The following is a 20,150-nucleotide window of genomic DNA, read 5'->3' as shown; positions in this document are numbered from 1 at the left end:
TTAGCTAACCATAGCAATTAGAAGCGGAGCCTATCGTGCTGTCATTTGAACATCTCTATTCCACGTTACCGGAACCCCTTTGGGTTGCCACCCAAGCAACGCCCGTGGCCCAACCCGAGCTGATCGCGTTTAATGCCCCGCTTGCCCATGAGCTAGGCGCCAAAGAGATACCTGACTCCGAAACGCTGGCTCTGTGGTTTAGCGGCAACCAGCCTATGCCAGAAGCCAAGCCGGGCGCATTAGGCTATGCAGGCCACCAGTTTGGCAACTTTGTGCCGCAACTGGGCGATGGCCGTGCGCTGCTGCTGGGTGAAGTGATCGACCAGAATGGCGTGCGCCGCGATGTGCAGCTAAAAGGCAGCGGCCGCACGCCGTTTTCCCGCGGTGGCGATGGTCGTTCGCCGTTAGGGCCGGTGCTGCGTGAGTACTTGGTCAGCGAGTTTATGGCCGCGATGGGCATTCCCACCACCCGCGCTCTGGCCGCGGTGACCAGCGGCGAGCGGGTGGTGCGGCAAATGGCCGAGCCCGGCGCCGTCTTTACCCGCGTGGCAAGCAGTCATATTCGCGTGGGCACCTTTCAGTTTGCCGCTGCGCAACGGGATGAAGTACTGCTTAAAGCACTGGCGGATCATGTTATTGAGCGCCACTACCCGGAAGCCGCCAACGCGGAAGACCCGTATTTGGCGCTATTAGAGGCGGTGGTGGCCCGCCAAGCGGTGCTGATTGCGCGCTGGATGAGCGTCGGCTTTATCCACGGCGTGATGAATACCGATAACTGCAGCATCGCCGGGGAGACCATCGACTACGGCCCCTGTGCCTTTATGGAGCAGTTTGATCCACAGAAGGTGTTTAGCTCCATCGATCAGGGTAAGCGCTACGCCTTTGAGAACCAGCCCGCCATTGCTCAGTGGAACTTGGCGCGCTTTGCCGAAACGCTGTTGCCATTAATGCGTGAAGAGGGCGACGCGCTGGTGCAGCAGGCCACTGACGTCATTCGTCGCTTCGATACGCTGTTCAGCGCAGAGCAGCTCCGCTTGCATGCCGATAAACTCGGCTTGGCGGCGGAAAGCCCTCAAGCAGCGCCATTGATGGAAGCACTGGAAAGCCAGATGCATCAAGGGCGGATGGATATGACCGCCACCTTCGATGCGCTCACTCACTACGCACTTTCGCCGAGTGATGAGCACCGTGAAGCGCTGCTGGCGCTGACGACTCAGCCCAGTGAGTTGACCGCGTGGCTGGAGACTTGGCAGGCCGAGCAAGTCGTCAGTCAAGACAGCCCGCGCTCCGCCGCCATGCGAAGCGCCAACCCGGTGATCATTCCCCGCAACCACCGGGTTCAGGAAGCCATTGATGCCGCTTACGATGGTGATTTTGCGCCTTTCCACACTTTATTGGCAGTTGTGACTAAGCCGTTCGATGAATCTGTTGAAGCGCGCCGTTTAGCAGCGCCTGCTACGGAAAATGAGCAAGTGTTGAGAACGTTCTGCGGCACCTGAGGCTGTGATAAACTGTGGTTTTTTACAGGTAGAAGGGTAGCCAGTGCGCAAAATCATTCACTGCGACTGTGACTGCTTTTATGCAGCAGTGGAAGTGCGCGACAACCCCGCGCTGCGGGATATCCCCATTGCCATTGGCGGCAGCGTCGAGCAGCGCGGGGTGGTTGCCACCTGCAACTATCCCGCCCGCGAGTTTGGCATTCACTCGGCCATGCCCATGGGCCAAGCGCTTAAGCGCTGCCCGCATCTCACTGTGATTCGCGGCGATATGGCCAAATACAAAGAGGTCGCCCGCCAGGTCTTCGCCATTTATCGCGATGTGACTGAACTGATCGAACCGCTCTCGCTGGATGAGGCGTTTCTGGATGTCTCAGAGGTCACGCTGCATCACGGTAGCGCGACACTAATGGCCGAAGCGATCCGCGAACGGGTCAGCCGAGAAGTGGGGATCACCGTTTCAGCAGGCGTCGCGCCCAATAAGTTTCTGGCTAAAATCGCTAGCGACTGGAACAAGCCCGACGGCCTGTGCGTGATCACGCCAGATAAGGTCGATAGCTTTGTGCAGCAACTGCCGGTCAAGAAAATCCATGGGGTGGGCCCGCGTACGGCTGAGAAGTTAGCGGGGCTGGATATTCATACCTGTGCTGACCTGCGTACCCGTTCGCTAACCGACCTGGTCGAGCACTTTGGCCGTTTTGGACGGCGGCTGCATGAGCTAAGCTGGGGGCGGGACGAGCGCCCAGTGAAAACCCACCGGGAGCGCAAATCGGTGAGTACCGAGCAGACCTATGCTCAGGATTTACCCAACCTCGATGCCTGTCACCGAGAACTACCCGCGCTGATCGAAGATCTGGAGCGCCGCTATGCACGTCTAGACCCGCCATTGGCGGTGCGCGGCCTCATCGTCAAAGTAAAATTCAACGACTTTACTCAAACCACCGTCGAACACGCTGATCCTGCTCCCAATCTTGCTCAGTTCGAAACGCTGCTTAACGTTGGCTGGGCCAGAGGCGAGCGCCCCGTGCGCCTGCTGGGCGTAGGCTATCGGCTCGCGGAAAACAGCCAGGAGCATCAGCTGTCGTTGTTTTAATTAGCCTGTTAATCCTTTTATGGATTGACGCTCCTCCAGGCCCGCGATAAAACAGACGTATGATAGTTTGATTTGTTTATCCTACATTTGATTACTCACGAGCCCTGCCATGCCTGCTGATGCTACCCAACGCCCCCGTTTAGTGTTTGCCCATGCCAATGGTTTTCCAGGGCTGAGCTATCGCAGCTTGCTCAATCCGCTGGCAGAGATGTTTGACCTGCACCCGCTGGATCGGCTGGGCCACCACCCGGATTACCCGGTGAATCACAATTGGGGCAATCTGGTGGATGAGCTGCTGAGCTACCTACCGCAGAGTGATAAACCGCTGCTGGGCGTGGGGCATTCGCTGGGGGGGACGCTGATGGCCATGGCGGCCGATAAACAGCCCGAGCGCTTTTGCGGGGTGATCATGCTGGACCCGCCGTTGATGCTGGGAACGGATGCCTGGGCGATGAAAGCCGCCAAGCGGTTTGGCTTTGTGGACCGGGTAACGCCAGCGGGTAAAACCTTAGGGCGGCGCACCGTGTGGCCGAGCAGAGAGGTCATGGCGACTTCGCTGGGGCGTCGTGGTCTGTTTCGCCGCTTTACCCCGGAAGCACTCAACGACTACATTGAAGCAGGGACACGCATATTGGATGACGGCAGCGCAGAACTGACCTTCGATCCGAGTATTGAGGTGGAGATTTTCCGCCATCTGCCGGATCACCTTTCGCGCCTGCCACAGCGGCTTGGCGTGCCGCTTGAGCTGGTGGCGGGTAACGAGTCGCACCTGTTGACGGCATCTCGTATCAAACGCTTGAGGCGCAAGGGGTTATCGGTGAGCGAGGTTCCCGGCACGCATATGTTCCCGATGGAGCATCCGGATGAGACGCGTGCCGCCATATTGGCTGCCTGGCAGCGTATCGCCAGCACCAGTCAGTCTTCTCATACAGCGTAAGGAGGCGTTATGTATCTTTCCGTACAGCTTAGCTACTACCCACTGGCCGATGATTTTAAGCCGGTGGTCAAAGAAGTGGTGAAACGCCTGGAAGCGACAGGATTGGAAGTGCACCCGAATCGAATGAGCACTCAGGTATTTGGTGAGTTCGATGAGGTAATGGCAGCGTTAAGCGAGGTGATGAGGTGGTCGTTTGAGACCCATGGCAAAGCGGTCTTTACGGCTAACTTTTTGGAAGGAGACCACCGGCCTCGTTAAACCAAAACGCCGCCCGATTGGGCGGCGTCTGCTTTGGCTTAAATGGTGCTTACACCAAGGAATCCAGGCAGGACTCAATAATATCCAGGCCTTCGTTGAGTACGTCGTCTTGAATGGTGACGGGCATTAGGAAGCGGATGGTGTTGCCGTACATGCCGCATGACAGCAGGATCAAGCCCTCTTCGCGAGCTTTCTTGCATAGCGCGGCAGCCAGTTCTGGGTTAGGCGTATGCTCGGCTTTGTTCGACACCAGCTCAAAGGCAGCCATCGCGCCCATGTTGCGCACGTGGTCGATGCAATCAAACTTGTCTGCCCACACGTTAAAGCGCTTGGCCAGCTTGTCGCCCAGGGCCCGGCTCTTGTCCAGAATGTTCTCTTCTTCAAACACTTCCATGACCGCTAGCGCCGCCGCACAGGCAGTGGGGCTGCCGGTGTAGGTGCCGCCCAGCGAGTTAGGGCCTGAAGCGTCCATCACTTTATCGGTACCGACGATAGCAGAGATCGGCATGCCATCAGCCATACTCTTGGCCATGGTCATGATGTCCGGCTCGACGCCGCTATGTTCGATGGCAAACATTTTGCCGGTACGGCCAAAGCCCGACTGCACTTCATCGACGATCATCAGCATGCCGTGCTCATCGCAGATTTCGCGAACTTTAGTCAGAAAGCTGGTAGAGGCGGGGTAGAAACCGCCTTCACCAAGCACCGGCTCGAGCACGATGGCCGCGGTGTCTTTCGGGTTGGCATCGGTTTTCAGCGTCATTTTCAGGCCGCGAATGGCTTCATCTTCGCTCACGCCGTGGTAGGGCACTGGATAGGGCGCACGGAAGACGGTGCCCGGCATCGGGCCGAAGTCGCTCTGGTAAGGCGCCACTTTGCCGTTCATGGCCATGGTGTAAAAGGTACGACCGTGGTAGCCGCCATCGAAACAGATAACGTTGGAGCGGCCGGTAGCGGCGCGGGCGATCTTGACCGCGTTTTCCAGCGCTTCCGCACCGGAGTTGGCCAGCATGACTTTGGCATGACCACGAACCGGAACGATGTGACTGAGCTTTTCCGCGACCTTAACGTAGCCTTCATAAGGCATGACCGTCTGGCAGGTATGCATCAGCTTATCGAGCTGGGCTTTTACCGCCGCGACGACTTTAGGGTGACGGTGACCTACGTTGAGTACGCCAATGCCACCCGCGAAGTCGATAAAGCGGTTGCCGTCCGCGTCCCAGATTTCAGCGTTTTCCGCGTGGTCGGCGAATGCCGTTGCAGGGCTTGCGGCGCCAGCAGCGACGTATTTATGTTTCAGCTCGTTCAGTTCGGCATTGCTGCTCATGGCTTACTTCCTAATTGATGAGGGATGATCTTTCAGCATAGTACTTATAAGCATAGTGCTTAATAGCTTTGATTACATTGATGACGAGGCAATGACAACACGATTGCGCCCCGTTTGTTTAGCTTGATACATAGCTTTATCGGCACGATCAAGTAGCCGTGTGCCCGAGGCTTCAACGTAGCTGGCAATCCCCGATGAGAGCGTCACCGTTAATTGATGCTCGCTAAAGGTTTGTTGCGCGACGCTTTTACGCACTCGCTCCATTCCCTGATAGGCCTCTTCAGCATTCACGCCCGGCATAATGATCAGAAACTCTTCACCGCCCAGGCGGACATGAAAATCGGTATCCCGCAGTGTTTTACTCACTAACGCTGTCATTTGTTGAAGCACGGTATCCCCCGTGCAGTGACCGTAGGTGTCGTTGATTGCTTTAAAGTCATCCAGGTCATAAATCGCGATACTAAAGGTGGTGCCGTATCGCTTGCAGCGTTTGATTTCTTCGTCGAGGCGTTGCAACCCCGCACGTCGATTGAACAGCTCCGTTAGCTCATCATGATGGGCTAGGTGATCCAGGCGTTCATTGGCCTGCTTTAAATGCACTTCCAACTGCTTGCGCTGGGTGATATCGATAATAAAAGTCACTTTGCGCGATTGACCATCTTCGCCTTCAATACGTGCCGCTTCGGCAATAATGGTGTGAACGTTGCCGCTTTTCGTCAGTACATCCCACTCTTGGCGAAGTTCATGGGTTTCATTGCCTTGAATGAAATCATCGTGTAAAGCCGACAGCCGAGCGCGAAAAGCTTCGGGCACGACCACCGTAAAGTGTTGGCCGAGTATTTCCTCTTCACGATAGCCATAAAACTCGCAGTAGGCAGGGTTGACCATCTCAAAATGCCCGGAGGGATTGGTGATGCAGATACCGATGGGTGCCGCTTTAATAACGTTTTCAGTGTTGCGCTTTGACCGGTTAAAAAGCTGGTAAAGGTGATCGGGACTAACCTCTTTCATTCACTGCTCCTGATCCAAATAGCCTTCACTTTTTAACCCTGCTAACAGAGCAGTTATGTCATCACCGAGTGAGTTAATAGCCGGTTTTGCAAAGTAAAAGCCTTGCTGGCGCACGATGCCTGAACGGGCCAGCCATAGTGCTTCGGCGCGAGTTTCAACGCCTTCAGCAATCAACGTCATATCGAGTTCTTGAGCGAGTAAGATGATCGCGTTTAACAGCGCTTGGCGGCGAATATCACTATCGCAATTCATGATCAGCTCACGATCAATTTTGAGCTTATCAGGCGTTAACTCGGTCAGTAAGTCCAAATTGGCGTATCCATTGCCAAAGTCATCGAGCGCCGTTTTGAAGCCCATGGAGCGGTAGGCATCGATGATATTGCATAGGTGCTGCCGGTCGAGGACGCGTTCGGTTTCGGTAATTTCAAAAATAAGCCGATGGGTGGGCCAGCCCACGCGTTTGGAAACGTCTAATGTTGCCTGGATACATGCTTCCGGCTCATAAACGGCGTTGGGTAAGAAATTGATCGAAAGGTCGGTTTGCATATCCAGTGCGCTAGCCATCTCGATTGCTTTTACCCGGCAGGCCTGATCAAACCGGTAGAGCAGGTCGTCGGTGACTTGGGCAATGACACTTCCTGCGGATTCACCGTTCGAGCCACGAACCAGTGCTTCATAGGTGACGATTTTGGCCAGCGATAGATCCACGATTGGTTGAAAGGCCATGGTGAACTCAAAGGGCAAATCGCCTTCACAGCGTTTGCAACTGCCATTAACGCGTGCACACTGGCTCATAGCTGATCCTGTGGGGTGGGGGTCGGATAACGTTGTTAATGATAGCTTAATGCCCGCAACCTACACCGAAGCATTCAACGCTATTTAGTTTAAATCTTAATACATTTCTTGTATAGGTGTTGTACAGCTTAGCATTGCTAAGCACTAGCCGGTAACTCCCCGCTTCCTGGCTAACAGTGTCTGTTGGTGCTGTCGACCAAAAAAAAGCGCCGTTTAAGGCGCTCGATAAGAGAAATAACAAAACACTACAGCTAGATAATCCCCGCTTCGCGAAGCGCAGTTCGCTGCTCCAAGCTAATGCCGAGTTCATCCAACACGCTTTCCGTATGTTGGCCCAAGTGGGGCGGCGCCGTGGTGGCACTCAGTTGAGCGCCATTAAAGCGGATAGGATTGGCCACTAGATCAACGTGGCCCGCTTGGTCGTGGGGCAGGGTCTGTTTGAGCCCGCGCGCTTTTACATGCGGGTCATCGAACACCCGATCGAGCGTATTGATCGGCCCGCAGGGCACACCGACCGCTTCAAAGGCGGCCAGCCATTCATCGGTAGTGCGTTGGGCCAGCGCCGCTTCCAATTGCGGTACCAGCAGTGCCCGGTGATTCACCCGGGCACCGTTGGTGGCAAAGCGTGGGTCTTCAGCCAAGGTCGGTAGCGAAAGCACCGTGCAAAAACGCTTGAACTGCTCGTCATTGCCGACCGCCATGATCATATGGCCATCTTGGGTGGCGAACGCCTGGTAAGGCACGATGTTGGGGTGGGCGTTACCCAAGCGCTGGGGCACATTGCCGGAGGTCAGGTAATTCAACGCCTGATTGGCGAGCACACCCACCTGGACATCCATCAATGCCATATCAATATGGCAACCAACGCCGCTATCGCGGCGCTGATAAAGCGCGGCGAGTATCGCATTGGCCGCATACAGCCCGGTAAAAATATCGGTAAACGCGACGCCGCTCTTCACTGGCCCGCCGCCAGGTTCGTCATCGGGCTTGCCGGTTAGGCTCATAATCCCGCCCATGGCTTGAATCATAAAGTCGTAACCCGCCCGGTGGGCGTAAGGGCTTTCCTGGCCAAAACCGGTAATCGAGCAGTAGATCAGCTTAGGATTTAGCGCTTTCAGGCTGGCGTAATCCAAGCCATAACGCTTGAGGCCGCCGACCTTGAAGTTCTCTATCAGCACATCCGATTGCGCGACTAACTGCTTAATTACCGCTTGGCCTTCGGGCTTGGCCATATCGACGGTCACTGAGCGTTTGCCGCGGTTAGCGCATAGGTAATACGCCGACTCTTCTGTGCCTGCTAGCCAAGGAGGGCCCCAGTGGCGAGTGTCATCGCCGCTGCCGGGGCGTTCAACCTTGATGACATCCGCGCCCATATCCGCAAGCATCTGACCGCACCACGGTCCGGCCAGTACGCGGGAGATATCGAGTACTTTAATGCCGGCCAGTGGTTTGGTGGGCTCACTCATAAGGGGCTTGCTCATAAAGGCTGTTTCCTTGGCTGATGGCGTTTAACGGGGCGTCATTCAGGGATTTTTAAAAGAACGCCTGAATACCCGTTTGTGCACGGCCCAGAATCAGCGCGTGCACATCGTGAGTACCTTCGTAGGTATTCACCGACTCCAGGTTGACCATATGGCGAATCACGCCGTATTCATCAGAAACGCCGTTGCCGCCGTGCATATCGCGCGATTGACGGGCGATATCCAGCGCTTTGCCGCAGTTGTTGCGCTTGATCAGCGAGACCATTTCCGGTGCCCAGTTGCCGCTATCCATCAGGCGGCCCACCTGCAACGCGGCCTGCAGGCCAAGGGTGATCTCGGTCTGCATATCGGCAAGTTTTTTCTGGATCAACTGGTTGGCAGCCAGCGGGCGGCCAAACTGCTTGCGGTCGAGGGTATATTGACGCGCCGCGTGCCAGCAGAACTCCGCGGTGCCCATCACACCCCAGGCGATGCCGTAGCGCGCCTTATTTAAGCAGCCAAACGGACCTTTTAGACCGCTGACGTTGGGCAGCAGATTCTCTTCGGGAACGAAGGCGTTATCCAGCACAATCTCACCGGTAATCGATGCGCGTAGTGACACTTTGCCTTCGATTTTAGGGGTCGTGAAGCCTTCGGTGCCGCGCTCAACGATAAAGCCTTTAATCTGATTATCGTGGGCTGCTGATTTCGCCCAAACCACGGCGATATCGGCGATTGGGCTGTTGGTGATCCACATTTTGGCGCCGGTCAGGCGGTAGCCACCGTCAACTTTTTCCGCCCGGGTAATCATATTGCCGGGGTCGGAGCCGTGGTCGGGCTCGGTCAAACCAAAGCAACCCACCATCTCGCCACTGGCAAGCTTAGGCAGAAATTTTTGCTTCTGCTCTTCAGAGCCGTACGTTTCGATGGGGTACATCACCAGCGAGGACTGCACGCTCATGGCGGAACGGTAGCCGGAGTCAACGCGCTCGACTTCACGGGCAATCAAACCGTAAGCGACGTGGTTAACGCCTGCGCCGCCGTACTCCGGGGAAACCGTGGCGCCGAGTAGGCCAAGCTCACCCATTTCGGTCATGATCTCGCGGTCAAAGCGCTCTTCACGGAAGGCGGTTAGTACGCGGGGCTGAAGGTTTTCCTGGCAGTAGTCGTAGGCCGCATCACGAATCTGGCGCTCTTCATCGGTGAGCTGTTGCTCCAGTAGCAGCGGGTCGTCCCAGTTAAAGTGTGTCATGGCGTGGAGTCCTCGATTTATTTGTTCGATCGGTTGTATAGAGAACCGATAGCAATGGATTGGTTGCAAAGTAGTCTACGGCCAATGTATCGCCGTTTTTTTAAAATATCTACATTTTTTTAAAACGCAGAATTTAATTTGTGCGACGCAGCGCTTAACTGATGCCACGATCCTTAAGGACGCGGGTAATAATCGGCACCGGGGTCATCAAGTGGTCGCGCATCAGCGTGTCGGCTTCAGCGGTGTCGCGAGCCAGAATGACATCGACCAGCGCGGCGTGCTCCTGACGCTTGAGCTCCAACGCCTGGGGCGACATCACGGTTTCCTGCAGCCATAGGTGGCGGTAGCGCTCTACCTGATCAAACAGGGTGTTGCGCATTTGTAGCAGGTGAGGGGAGTTACAGCCGCTGGCGATGGCGGTATGGAAGGCTTTATGGCGCTGATCCCAAAGGTCGAGCAGGTCGTCGGGGGTATTGATATCGGTCACTTTGGCTAGCCGATGGGCGGTGGCCAGCACCGTGGCTTCCCAGTCGTCGTCGCCGCGCTCTATGGCAAGGCGCAGAATCAACCCTTCAAGCTGGGCCCGGGCGTCGTAAATATCGTTGAGTTCGGCCAGCGACATTGGCGCCACCCGGTAGCCGCGCTGGCTAATGGCCACGACTAAACGATCAGCGACCAGCTGTGAGAGCGCTTCCCGGAGCGGCCCGGTGCTGGCGCCGTACTGCTCTTTCAGGTGGCTCATTAGCAGCTTTTGTTCAGGGGCGTAGCGGCCACGAATAATGTCATGTTTGAGTTGGCGGTAAGCGCTGATGGCGAGATTTTGCCGTGGTGCGTCTTTCTCCCTACTATTTTCCTCTTTAAAACCGGGCTCCATAGCAGTGTGGCTCCTATCCTGAATCAATAACAAAGGGGGTGGGGGGAATTAACGGCCATTATCAATAAATATTAACAATCTGGCATAGGGTAAGACATTTATGCAGGATTTCGTTATTTTAAACCGCTTAGGAAGCTAGCTCGGCCTTACTTGTTATGCCGCCATTGTTGAACACGCAAAGGGGCCGCTGCGCTGATAACGCCCTATTAGCATCTAACGCATTAGCCGTGCTAACTTCTCTTCCACCGCTTCTGGTTGCTAACTGATGGCGAGCAGAAGCAGGGGGATTCAACACTTCCTTTATCGTCAACCATACCTATAAGTCCAAGCAGGACGGAGGAAACGCTCATGCGAACTCTACGCTCTCTATACACCACAGCCGCTGCTGCATCTATGCTCGCGGTCGCGCTCCCAGCAAGCGCCCAACAGCTTTCTATCGCCACTGGTGGTACTGGCGGCGTTTACTATCCAATCGGCGGTGGTTTTGCCGAAATGATCAACAACCATATCGAAGGCGCTCAAGCGACCGCCGAAGTCACCGGTGCCTCGGTTGAGAACATGGGCCTGATCATGCGCGGCGATGCGGATCTTGCGCTGGCACTGGCAGATACGGTCTATCAGGCCTACACCGGTACCGGTGACTTCGAAGGTCGTCAGATCGAAAACACCCGTGCGCTGGCGTCGGTTTACCCTAACGCAGTACAGCTGGTCACCCTGGCCGAGTCGGATATCGAAACGATTGCTGACCTTGAAGGCAAGCGCGTTTCCGTTGGCGCACCGGGTAGCGGTACGGAGCTAAACGCCCGCGCTTTGCTGGAAGCCAATGGCATCAGCTATGAGGACTTCACTCCCCAGCGCCTTAACTTCAACGAAACCGCTGATGCGATTCGCGATGGTGATATCGACGCCGGTTTTTGGAGCGTTGGGCCGCCTACCAGCTCGATTCTCAACTTGGCCGCGACCCGCGATATTCGCCTGATTAGCCTATCTGATGAAGAAGTAGCCAACGCTCAGGCAGAAGAAGAAGTCTTCGCCCCCTACGAGCTTGCCGCCGGTATGTATGACGGTATGGATGAAGCCGTACAGACCATTGGTATCCCCAACGTGCTCGTTGTTAACTCTGAGATGGATGAAGAGCTGGCTTACCAGTTGACCCAACTGCTGTTCGAAAATACTGACGAGCTGATTGCGGTTCACCCGGCGGCGAACGACACCACCGTTGAGTTCACCATGGACTCTACTCCGGTGCCGTTACACCCCGGTGCACTGCGCTACTTCGAAGAAGTGGGTGCCGAAATCCCGGATCGTCTACGTCCGTAACCACGGTCCGTCACTACTACAGTCCGTCACTACTACAGGACATTGAAGGATATTGCCATGCAGTGGCAGCAACGACTGGTGGCGCTACTCATTGCATGTTGTCCATTCGCCGAAGTGGGGGCTTCCCCCGCTTCGGCGTCGGCGTTTATGCACCTAGCCGTTGTGACCGAGCAAGGCGACACCCTGGTGGATGAAGGGGTGCCTGCTGGCGGTCGCTGGTGTATTAAGTGGCAGCACTCCGTTGAGCACTTCACCGTGTTGGACTGCTATCGCAATGCGGCGGGTGTCATGCAGTTGGAGCGCAGCCATCAACCCGACTTTGCCGCCGGGCTTGGGCATATATTTGGCCGTGGTGAACAGGTTTCAGACGGTGAGGGCGGTTACTGGATTAATGCGATTAACGAGCCTGTCGCCAATAACCGTTATGTGTTGAGGGTTGGTTCTCCTGCGGTCAACCATCGCGTAGTGTGGCCAGACAATGAGCATGCGCCAGTGAGCCTAAGTGAGCACGCCGCTGGGCAACGCGTGACCATTCAGCTAATAGCTCCTCACGCATTCCCGCGTGAATAAAAACGACATTAGTTAACGCTTCCGAGGACTTCATGAGCGAATCCAATCAACCGTCGAGCGTGGTGCCGGGCGGTAATGCGATTCAACCCCGCATGGTGCTGTGGTCGATCACCATTGTGGCGGTGGGTCTTTCCCTGTTCCAGCTTTACTCTGCCGGTATTCAGCCTTTAGGGCTTTTTTATCAGCGCAGTATTCACCTGGCATTGATTATGATGCTGGCGTTTTTAATGTTTCCTGCTTTTGGCCCAACCCGTAAGCGTGGGGTTTTAGGGTGGGGGCTAGACGTCGTGTTTTTAGCCGGGGCGGTACTGACCGGCGGCTACTTAGTATTCAACCTGGACGAGATTTTTAGTCGTGCAGGGTTCTGGAGTGACACCGATATTCTGGTCGCCTGTATCGCCACGGTGACCGTGCTGGAAGCCAGCCGCCGTGCGGTGGGTTTCGGTATGACCGTGATCGGCTTCCTGGCGATTGTTTACGCCTTTGCCGGGCCAAGGGGCGAGCTGCCGTGGTTGGGCGAATGGATGCCGGGCATCCTTGAGCACCGCGGCTATACCTTCGATCGGGTCGCTGGCCAGCTTTACTTGGGGCAAGAGGGTATCTTTGGCCTGCCGTTAGGCGTCGCGGCCACCTATATCTTTATTTTTGTTCTGTTTGGTGCCTTTTTGGAATGCACTGGGGCGGGCAAATTCTTTATCGATATGGCCTATGCAGCGACGGGTCGCCAGCGCGGTGGCCCGGCTAAAGCAGCCGTATTGGCCTCGGCGGGAATGGGCTCTATTTCCGGTAGCGCGATTGCGAATGTCGTGACCACCGGTGCCTTTACCATTCCGTTAATGAAACGGTTGGGCTACCAGGCCAAGCAGGCGGGCGGCATCGAAGCGGCGGCGTCTACCGGCGGGCAGATTATGCCGCCGTTGATGGGCGCGGGGGCTTTCTTGATCGCTGAGTACACCAATACGCCGTATTTGGATATCGTCAAGGTCAGTATCCTGCCGGCGATTATGTACTTCGCTACGGTCTATCTGTTTGTACATATCATCGCGCTTAAGCAAGGCATGCAAGGCTTGCCCAAAGACGAACTGCCGCAGATGCGTCAGGTCATGAAAGATGGCTGGCACTTCCTGCTGCCGCTGGCTGTGCTGGTCTGGCTGCTGGCAATGAGCATGTCGCCCATGCGAGTTGGCTACTACGCGGTGGTGACCATGGTGGCCGTAGCGGTTATTCGCTATGCGCTGTGGTTCTTCTTTATCGCGCCCCGCCAGGGCCAGCCTGTAACGGCGAGCGCTACCAAGAGCATGCTGGGGGCAGGTTTTGCCAAGCTGATCGAAGGTTTGGAGCTAGGTGCGCGCAATGCGGTGGCGGTTTCCATGGCCTGTGCAGTTGCCGGTATTATCGTGGGCGTTGTGGGCTTAACCGGCCTTGGTCTGAAGTTCTCATCCATGATGATGGCCTTCTCCGGCGGCAACATTCTGCTGGCGCTGTTAATGGTGCTGTTAGCCAGTTTGATTTTGGGTATGGGGCTGCCGGTTACCGCCAGCTACATCGTCTTGATCGTGCTGGTGGGTCCTGCGCTTACGCAGGAGTTTGGCATTCCGCTTCTGGTCGCTCACTTAGTGGTGTTCTGGTACTCCCAGGACTCCAACGTGACGCCGCCCATCGCCTTGGCAGGTTTTGCCGGGGCGGCGATTGCGGGCAGTAAGCCGATGGAAACCAGCTTCCAGGCGTGGAAGTTTGCTAAAGGTCTCTACCTGATTCCGCTGTTTATGGTCTTCAATCCAGAGATCATTATGGGGGGGCCGGTACCCGTGGTGATCTGGAACGCAGTGATCGCTATTTTGGCATTGGGTGCTTTTGCCGCAGCCTTGGAAGGGTACTTGTTTACCCGCATGTCTTGGCTGCCGCGCATCGCGATTACCGCAGCGATTATTGCCGTTTTCTACCCCAATCTGCTCAGTGAAATTGCCGGTGTCGCGGTAATGATCGTCGCCATTGGCGCCAACTGGCTGGCTAGCAAGCGCGAATCGGAGGTGACGCCCGTTAGCGGTTGATTATTAGTGGTGGAACCCCTAGCAAGAAACGAAAAGGCCCGGAGATCATCTCTCCGGGCCTTTTAGTTGGTTTAGCGGATAGCTGAGAGAGCCCGCTCGGTTAGAAGATCGACTCGGCGGTGCCTGACCCCTGTGAACCGCTGACTTCTTCCAGCTCACGGCTGATGCGGCGCTGCTGGTAATCCGGCAAGTGATCCTGATGGAACAATTCAGAGATACCACCAGACTGACCGTCCGCTAAACGCTGGCCTGTGCTCGGGTCCACACGTGCCGTAACGACAGTCTCTGGGCGTTCGGGCACGGCACTCGGCGTTCCTTCCAGGGCATCACCCATAAACGCTACCCAGATAGGTAGTGCGGCCTGAGCCCCATATTCAGAAATGGTTTCGTTACTATCCTTACCCACCCATACCGTGGTCACCAAGTTGCTATTAAAGCCTGCAAACCAGGCATCACGCTGGCTGTTGGTAGTGCCGGTTTTGCCGACGATATCGTCACGGTTAAGGCTTAGCGCACCGCGGCCAGTGCCCGAGGTAATAACATCACGCAGCATATCGCGCAAGATATACACCGCGGCCGGGTCGGCCACTCGTTTGGCGATCGGGTACTCGCGACCATCAATTTCCACCGTCTCCTGACCCTCGGCACAACTGGAGCAGGCGACCTGTGGGGTAGCTTCATCGATGACTTCGTTATCATCATCACGGGTTACCCGCTCAATAAACCAAGGTGTCACTTGAAAGCCACCATTGGCGAGCACCGCGTAGGCGTTGGTCATTTCCATTGGCGTTAAGCTGGCACTGCCTAGTGCTAATGATAAGCCGTTGGGAAGTTGGTCGGGGGAGAAACCGAAACCTTTCAAAAAGTTAATTGTGTAATCCAGCCCCATGGTCTGCAGCACACGGATCGTCACTAGGTTGCGCGAACGAGCCAGGGCTGGGCGTAAGCGCATGGGGCCTTGGAAGTCGCGGCTAGAGTTGACCGGCCGCCACAATGAGTTACTGCCATCGTCAAGCACCACAGGCGCATCGTTAACCACGCTGGCGGCGTTCATTTCGCCATTTTCAAGGGCCGCTAAATAAATAAACGGTTTGAAGATTGAGCCCGATTGACGCCGGGCCTGCACGGCACGATTGAACTTACTGGCATTAAAGTCGAAGCCGCCCTGCAGGGCCAAAATAGCGCCTGTTTGCGGGTCTTGGACCACCAGCGAGCCTTCGGCATCCGGGCGCTGAGAGAGGCGAAGCGAGCCGTCATCATTCTCAATCACGCGGATCATATCGCCACGTACCGCAATCTCAGCCGCTGAGCTTGGCTCGGCACCACGGCTACGCGGGCTCAGATAAGGGCGAGCCCAGTTCAAGCCTTCCCAGGCAATGGTCTGTAGGCCACCACGGCGGGTAAGTACCTGCATTTCGCGATCGCTGCTCTCGACCACAATGGCGGGTTGGAGAATGCCGTAATTGGGTGTGCGCTCAAGCACCTGGACCCAGTTACTGACGTCACCCTCGATCCCCTCGACTTCCGTTTGACTGCGCTGGGCGGCCTGGCGGGCGGTCTGACGAATTTCGGGCGACTCGGAAAGCTCTTCTTCAAGCCCTTGGGTTGCAGTTTGCTCCTGCGCTTCCACAAGACTGGAAGCAATGTCGCTCTGCTCTGGCCCGCGCCAGCCGTGACGCAGGTCGTAGTCCGTCAAGCCATTGGCCAGTGCTTGGCGGGCGTAGGGCTGCAGCTCGCTATCAATGGTGGTGTAGACACGATAGCCGCCGGTGTAAGCCTCATCGCCAAAGCGCTCTACCGCGTACTGCCGCGCCATTTCCGATACATAAGCGGCATCAACCTCGGCTTGGGTAAAGTGGCGGCGGGCGGTGACAGGGTCCTGTACCGCGACTTGATAAGTCTCGTCGTCGATATAGCCCAGTTCACGCATGCGGAACAGAATCCAGTTACGACGAATCAGCGAACGCTCGGAGTTGGCCAGCGGGTTGAAGGCAGAGGGCGCCTTGGGTAAGCCAGCAATCATCGCCGTTTGTGCCAAACTCAATTCGGCGAGCGGCTTGTCATAATAGGTTTCAGCGGCGGCAGCGATACCGTAAGCGCGATTACCCAAGAAAATCTTATTGACGTAAAGCTCGAAGATCTCCTCTTTATTGAGTACCTGCTCCATTTGCAGTGCCAGCAGAATTTCGCGAATTTTGCGCGTAAAGGTCTGGTCCAGCGTCAGCATGTAGTTACGCGCGACCTGCATGGTGATGGTCGAACCACCCGATTGGATGGTGCCGCCACTCTGCACAAGCTCCACCGCGGCTCTGGCTAAGCCGCGTGGGTCGACGCCAGCATGGTCGAAATAGCTAGCATCCTCGGCAGCGATCAAGGCATTGATCATATCCTGCGGTATTTCATCAAAATTGATCGCCATGCGGCGCTCTTCGCCAAACTCGCCAATCAATTTACCGTCTTGGGTAAAAATACGTAGCGGCGTATGCAGTTCGAAATCCTGCAATTGGCGAACGTCGGGAAGACCCGGCGCAAAATAAATGGCGGCGCCTACCACAGCTAACGCAGTGGCACCGACCAACGATACAATCAGAAAAAAGAGCGACACGATAAGGGTTCGAAGAAACGTCATGTACGAAGAGCACCCTGGGAAGAATAAAAAGATCGGCATCTAAACGGCCGTATCATGCAATTGGCTGCCATTATAGGAAGCTGAGGCGGCGGCCACCAGTGTTGATATGCCGTCAGTTCGATCGCGTGTGACTTAACTGAAAATCATGTAACCTCAAACGACATGTGAAGACGGGCGAAAAGTAGGCGGAGCCGAACCCAATATGCGCTTTCTGAAATCTGGTAAAGGGTTGATCGGCGTCGATATTACATCAGCGACCGTTAAGCTGCTTGAGCTAAAACAGTGCCACGATAATTACCAAGTAGAAAGTTATGCCGTAAGACCATTACGCGAAGGCGCAGTGGTTGAACGCCGTATCCGCGATATAGATGATGTGGCTAGCGTGCTTAGCCGTGCCGTTGAACATGCTAAGCCCTCCACACGCAAAGCAGCGGTGGCGGTTCCTGCCAGCGCAGCGATCACCAAAACACTCAGTTTTCCCATCGGGCTGAGTGAAGAGGAAATTGAAGAGCGCATCGTGGCCGAATCAGACCGCCATATTCCCTTTCCGTTCAATGAAGTGGCGTTTGATTTTGAGTGTCTGGGCCCTGCTCCCTTTGACGACGGCCAACAGCAGGTAATGCTGGTGGCTTGCCGCCAGCAGGACATCACTCAGCTTACCGAGACGTTAGAGCGCGCTGGCTTGGAACCGGCTGCGGTGGACGTAGAAACCTTTGCCATGGAGCGTTCGCTTGCCGAATTGCGCCGCCAGCTAAAGGTAGAGAATGACCCTGCCGCCTGCGTTGGCTTGGTGGACATTGGCGCCAATATGAACGCCTTTCACGTTGTCCGTGGTGGTCATATCGTTTATACCCGCGACACCGTTTTCGGTGGCCGCCAGCTTACCGATGCGATTCGCGAACGCTACGATTTGAGTATGGAGGAAGCGGGCTTCGCTAAAAAACGTGGCGGACTACCTGATGATTACCCTGAGCGCGTCCTCAATCCTTTCCTGGAAACCGTAGTGCAGCAGGTAGGGCGCTCCTTGCAGCTTTACTACACCGCCGGGCGTCAGCAAGAGGTGCAACACATTGTGTTGGCAGGCGGATCGAGCGTGATTCCCGGTCTTGCCGAACGGATTGCTGAAGACAGTGGTATGTCGGTGACCATTGCCAACCCCTTCCAGCGCATGCTGGTCAATAAGCGCTTAAACCTTCAGGCGTTGACCAATGATGCGCCAGCGATGCTCACTGCGGGTGGCCTAGCGATGCGGGTGAGCCAATGAGCATGAACATTAACCTGCTGCCCTGGCGGGAAGCGCAGCGTGAGCGAAATACCCGCAAATTTTATGTTGTCTTGGCCGGTATGCTGATACTGGGCGTCGCGCTGGGGTTGCTGATCTCCCATTATTACCAGCTTAAATTGGCGGCCCAGCAGCAGCGCAATGCCTATGTGAGTGACCATATTGAACGCCTTAGTGCGGATATCGCGGGCGTGTCACGCTACGCCAGTGATGCCGAACGCCTAGGTGAGCAGATTGCGGTGTTTCAGACGTTACAGAGTGAGCAAGCAGACACTGTGCAGCTGTTGAATGACGTGGCTAACAGCGTGGCTAACGGCGTTATTTATCAACGATTAGCGAAAAACGGCGCTCAAGTCAGTGTCACTGCGGTGGCCGGCAGCGAACGGCAGGTCTCTGAGCAGTTGCGCCGTATTGCAGCGCTGCCAGGGTTGGGAGTGCCTTCGCTGTCGGCGGTGGAGAGCGAACAGAACGGCGCTGGTCGCGTGTTTCGTTTTGACGTGGAGCAGACCACGGTAGCGGTGCCGCAAGGTGTTGCTAAAGATGTGGAAGAGCAGGATGTGGCAGAACAGGATGAGGAAGAAGAGGGTTCGTCATGAGCCTTAATCGCGAGCAGTGGGCTATCGAGTGGCAGCGCCTTCGCGATGTCGATTGGCGCGATCTAGATATTAAGGAAGCCGGTGGATGGCCATTGCTGCTAAAAGTGTTGAGCTGTTGTTTGGCTCTGCTGGCAGCATTGAGTGTCATGCTGTGGTTCGTTGTGAGCGAGCAGCGGGAATCCTTTAAGGAGGCGCAGCGTGAAGAGGTGGGGCTGCTAAGCGAATACCGCAGTAAAGCCTCGGAAGCCGCCTTTTTACCGGAAATGCGCGAACAGCTAGCGACCTTGGAAGGGCAAATAGCGCGTTTGCGCACAATGCTGCCCACCGATGCGGAGATCCCTTCTCTGCTCGATAGCATTAGCGATGCCGCCATTGACAACCGTCTCACCATTGAAACGATTCGGCTACGTCCAACGCTAACCCAGGCCCACTATGTCGAGCAGCCGCTGGATATACAGGTACGCGGTGATTATCACCAGTTGGCGCGCTTTAGTGCTGATATCGCGTCGTTACCCCGCATGGTGACTCAGCACGATTTTACCTTGGAGCCGGTAGAAGAGCGTGGCGACACGCTGCGCCTTTCGCTACTGGCCCGCACTTATCGTTACCTGGAACCGGGCGACCAACCCCCAACTGATGGGGTGGAGCCACTATGACAAGTACAGCAAAGCTCATGGGAATGATGGTTAGTATGGGGCTGCTCACGGGCTGTGCGGATGCAGAGTTAACTCAGCTTGAAAGTACGTTGGCCGATATTCGTCAGTCGCCGGGTGGTCAGCCGCCGGTCATTGCGGTTGCGCTGCCTGAAAGCCGTACCTTGGCTTATCTATATAGCGAAGACCGCAGCCCCTTTTTACCGCCAGATGCCATTGCTCAGGATGATGCTGATCGTAGTGAGGGCGCGCTTGCGCCTGACCAGCAGCGCATACCAGAGCCACTAGAACGCTTTTCTCTGCAAGAACTGCGTTTGGTCGGTACGATGCGTATGGCGGGGCGGCAAGTCGCAATGATTGCCTCTCCAGATGGTAATGTGACCAGCGTGAAAGAGGGCAACTATATGGGCACCGACTATGGGCGCATTGCCCAGATAAGCGCTCAAGAAATTCGTGTTACCGAGCGTGTCTTTACCCAGCGCGAAGGTTGGCAAGAGCGGCAAGTGTCGCTTGCTATCAACGAAAACAACGAGTAAACGGATATTA

The 20,150-nt window shown here is 55.9% G+C and carries 18 protein-coding genes; 11 read left to right on the top strand and 7 right to left on the bottom strand.

The genetic code is table 11. The features are described 5' to 3' along the window. Nucleotides 1-35: 35 nt before the first annotated feature. The 4 genes from KO116_RS17880 to KO116_RS17865 all read left to right on the top strand — a co-directional run bounded on the left by KO116_RS17880 (nucleotide 36) and on the right by KO116_RS17865 (nucleotide 3,784). Nucleotides 36-1,499: a protein adenylyltransferase SelO gene (locus KO116_RS17880; protein ID WP_035564480.1), complete on the top strand. Its 1,464-nt coding sequence runs from the start codon at nucleotides 36-38 to the stop codon at nucleotides 1,497-1,499. 43 nt (nucleotides 1,500-1,542) lie between these two features. Then, nucleotides 1,543-2,589 carry a DNA polymerase IV gene (dinB, locus tag KO116_RS17875; RefSeq protein WP_035564478.1) on the top strand — a complete coding sequence of 349 codons (1,047 nt, stop codon included), beginning with the start codon at nucleotides 1,543-1,545 and terminating at the stop codon, nucleotides 2,587-2,589. 109 nt (nucleotides 2,590-2,698) lie between these two features. After that, nucleotides 2,699-3,526, top strand: coding sequence for an alpha/beta fold hydrolase (locus KO116_RS17870; protein ID WP_035564476.1), 828 nt, complete (start codon nucleotides 2,699-2,701; stop codon nucleotides 3,524-3,526). Between the two features lie 9 nt (nucleotides 3,527-3,535). Further along, nucleotides 3,536-3,784, top strand: coding sequence for a YkoF family thiamine/hydroxymethylpyrimidine-binding protein (locus tag KO116_RS17865; RefSeq protein WP_035564475.1), 249 nt, complete (start codon nucleotides 3,536-3,538; stop codon nucleotides 3,782-3,784). Nucleotides 3,785-3,833: 49 nt separating this feature from the next. Here the strand turns inward: KO116_RS17865 and gabT are convergent, their stop codons facing one another. The 6 genes from gabT to csiR all read right to left on the bottom strand — a co-directional run bounded on the left by gabT (nucleotide 3,834) and on the right by csiR (nucleotide 10,503). Next, entirely contained in the window at nucleotides 3,834-5,111 is a 1,278-nt protein-coding gene (gene gabT, locus KO116_RS17860; RefSeq protein ID WP_035564474.1) for a 4-aminobutyrate--2-oxoglutarate transaminase, read from the bottom strand. Between the two features lie 72 nt (nucleotides 5,112-5,183). Next, entirely contained in the window at nucleotides 5,184-6,122 is a 939-nt protein-coding gene (locus KO116_RS17855; protein ID WP_035564472.1) for a sensor domain-containing diguanylate cyclase, read from the bottom strand. After that, nucleotides 6,123-6,917, bottom strand: a complete 795-nt coding sequence (locus KO116_RS17850; RefSeq protein ID WP_035564470.1) for an EAL domain-containing protein — start codon at nucleotides 6,915-6,917, stop codon at nucleotides 6,123-6,125. It abuts the gene before it with no gap. Nucleotides 6,918-7,168: 251 nt separating this feature from the next. Then, on the bottom strand, nucleotides 7,169-8,383 hold the full coding sequence (locus KO116_RS17845) for a CaiB/BaiF CoA transferase family protein (RefSeq protein ID WP_035564811.1): 1,215 nt from the start codon (nucleotides 8,381-8,383) through the stop codon (nucleotides 7,169-7,171). A 67-nt stretch (nucleotides 8,384-8,450) separates the two neighbouring features. Further along, on the bottom strand, nucleotides 8,451-9,629 hold the full coding sequence (locus KO116_RS17840; RefSeq protein ID WP_035564468.1) for an acyl-CoA dehydrogenase: 1,179 nt from the start codon (nucleotides 9,627-9,629) through the stop codon (nucleotides 8,451-8,453). Nucleotides 9,630-9,783: 154 nt separating this feature from the next. Beyond that, nucleotides 9,784-10,503 carry a DNA-binding transcriptional regulator CsiR gene (gene csiR, locus KO116_RS17835; protein ID WP_045812169.1) on the bottom strand — a complete coding sequence of 240 codons (720 nt, stop codon included), beginning with the start codon at nucleotides 10,501-10,503 and terminating at the stop codon, nucleotides 9,784-9,786. A 348-nt stretch (nucleotides 10,504-10,851) separates the two neighbouring features. Between csiR and KO116_RS17830 the strand changes: the two genes are divergently transcribed. From KO116_RS17830 to KO116_RS17820, 3 genes are read left to right on the top strand one after another with little or no spacing between them, the layout of a single operon-like run. Continuing rightward, a complete protein-coding gene (locus KO116_RS17830) occupies nucleotides 10,852-11,823 on the top strand; it encodes a TAXI family TRAP transporter solute-binding subunit (RefSeq protein WP_035564467.1) in 972 nt (323 codons plus the stop codon). Nucleotides 11,824-11,880: 57 nt separating this feature from the next. Beyond that, the gene (locus KO116_RS17825; protein WP_035564465.1) at nucleotides 11,881-12,393 is read left to right on the top strand and encodes a DUF1850 domain-containing protein; all 513 of its coding nucleotides are present in this window, start codon (nucleotides 11,881-11,883) and stop codon (nucleotides 12,391-12,393) included. 32 nt (nucleotides 12,394-12,425) lie between these two features. Beyond that, on the top strand, nucleotides 12,426-14,444 hold the full coding sequence (locus KO116_RS17820; protein WP_035564463.1) for a TRAP transporter permease: 2,019 nt from the start codon (nucleotides 12,426-12,428) through the stop codon (nucleotides 14,442-14,444). Between the two features lie 100 nt (nucleotides 14,445-14,544). On the opposite strand, the gene KO116_RS17815 is transcribed toward KO116_RS17820, so the two are convergent. Beyond that, nucleotides 14,545-17,073: a penicillin-binding protein 1A gene (locus KO116_RS17815; RefSeq protein ID WP_035564461.1), complete on the bottom strand. Its 2,529-nt coding sequence runs from the start codon at nucleotides 17,071-17,073 to the stop codon at nucleotides 14,545-14,547. Nucleotides 17,074-17,275: 202 nt separating this feature from the next. Here KO116_RS17815 and pilM point away from each other — a divergent pair, with 202 nt between their 5' ends. From pilM to KO116_RS17795, 4 genes are read left to right on the top strand one after another with little or no spacing between them, the layout of a single operon-like run. Next, the gene (gene pilM / locus KO116_RS17810; RefSeq protein ID WP_035564459.1) at nucleotides 17,276-18,337 is read left to right on the top strand and encodes a type IV pilus assembly protein PilM; all 1,062 of its coding nucleotides are present in this window, start codon (nucleotides 17,276-17,278) and stop codon (nucleotides 18,335-18,337) included. Next, the gene (locus tag KO116_RS17805) at nucleotides 18,334-18,951 is read left to right on the top strand and encodes a PilN domain-containing protein (protein WP_035564457.1); all 618 of its coding nucleotides are present in this window, start codon (nucleotides 18,334-18,336) and stop codon (nucleotides 18,949-18,951) included. The genes pilM and KO116_RS17805 overlap by 4 nt, the downstream gene beginning before the upstream one ends. Further along, nucleotides 18,948-19,607 carry a type 4a pilus biogenesis protein PilO gene (locus KO116_RS17800; protein WP_035564455.1) on the top strand — a complete coding sequence of 220 codons (660 nt, stop codon included), beginning with the start codon at nucleotides 18,948-18,950 and terminating at the stop codon, nucleotides 19,605-19,607. Before KO116_RS17805 ends, KO116_RS17800 begins: the two co-directional genes overlap by 4 nt. Continuing rightward, nucleotides 19,604-20,140, top strand: a complete 537-nt coding sequence (locus KO116_RS17795) for a pilus assembly protein PilP (protein WP_035564453.1) — start codon at nucleotides 19,604-19,606, stop codon at nucleotides 20,138-20,140. Before KO116_RS17800 ends, KO116_RS17795 begins: the two co-directional genes overlap by 4 nt. Nucleotides 20,141-20,150 lie beyond the last annotated feature (10 nt).

The sequence above is a fragment of the Halomonas sp. KO116 genome, assembly GCF_000734975.2.
Classification (GTDB): domain Bacteria; phylum Pseudomonadota; class Gammaproteobacteria; order Pseudomonadales; family Halomonadaceae; genus Vreelandella; species Vreelandella glaciei.
The sequence above is the reverse complement of the archived record's forward strand: the minus strand, read 5'-3'. Positions and strand labels throughout refer to the sequence as shown.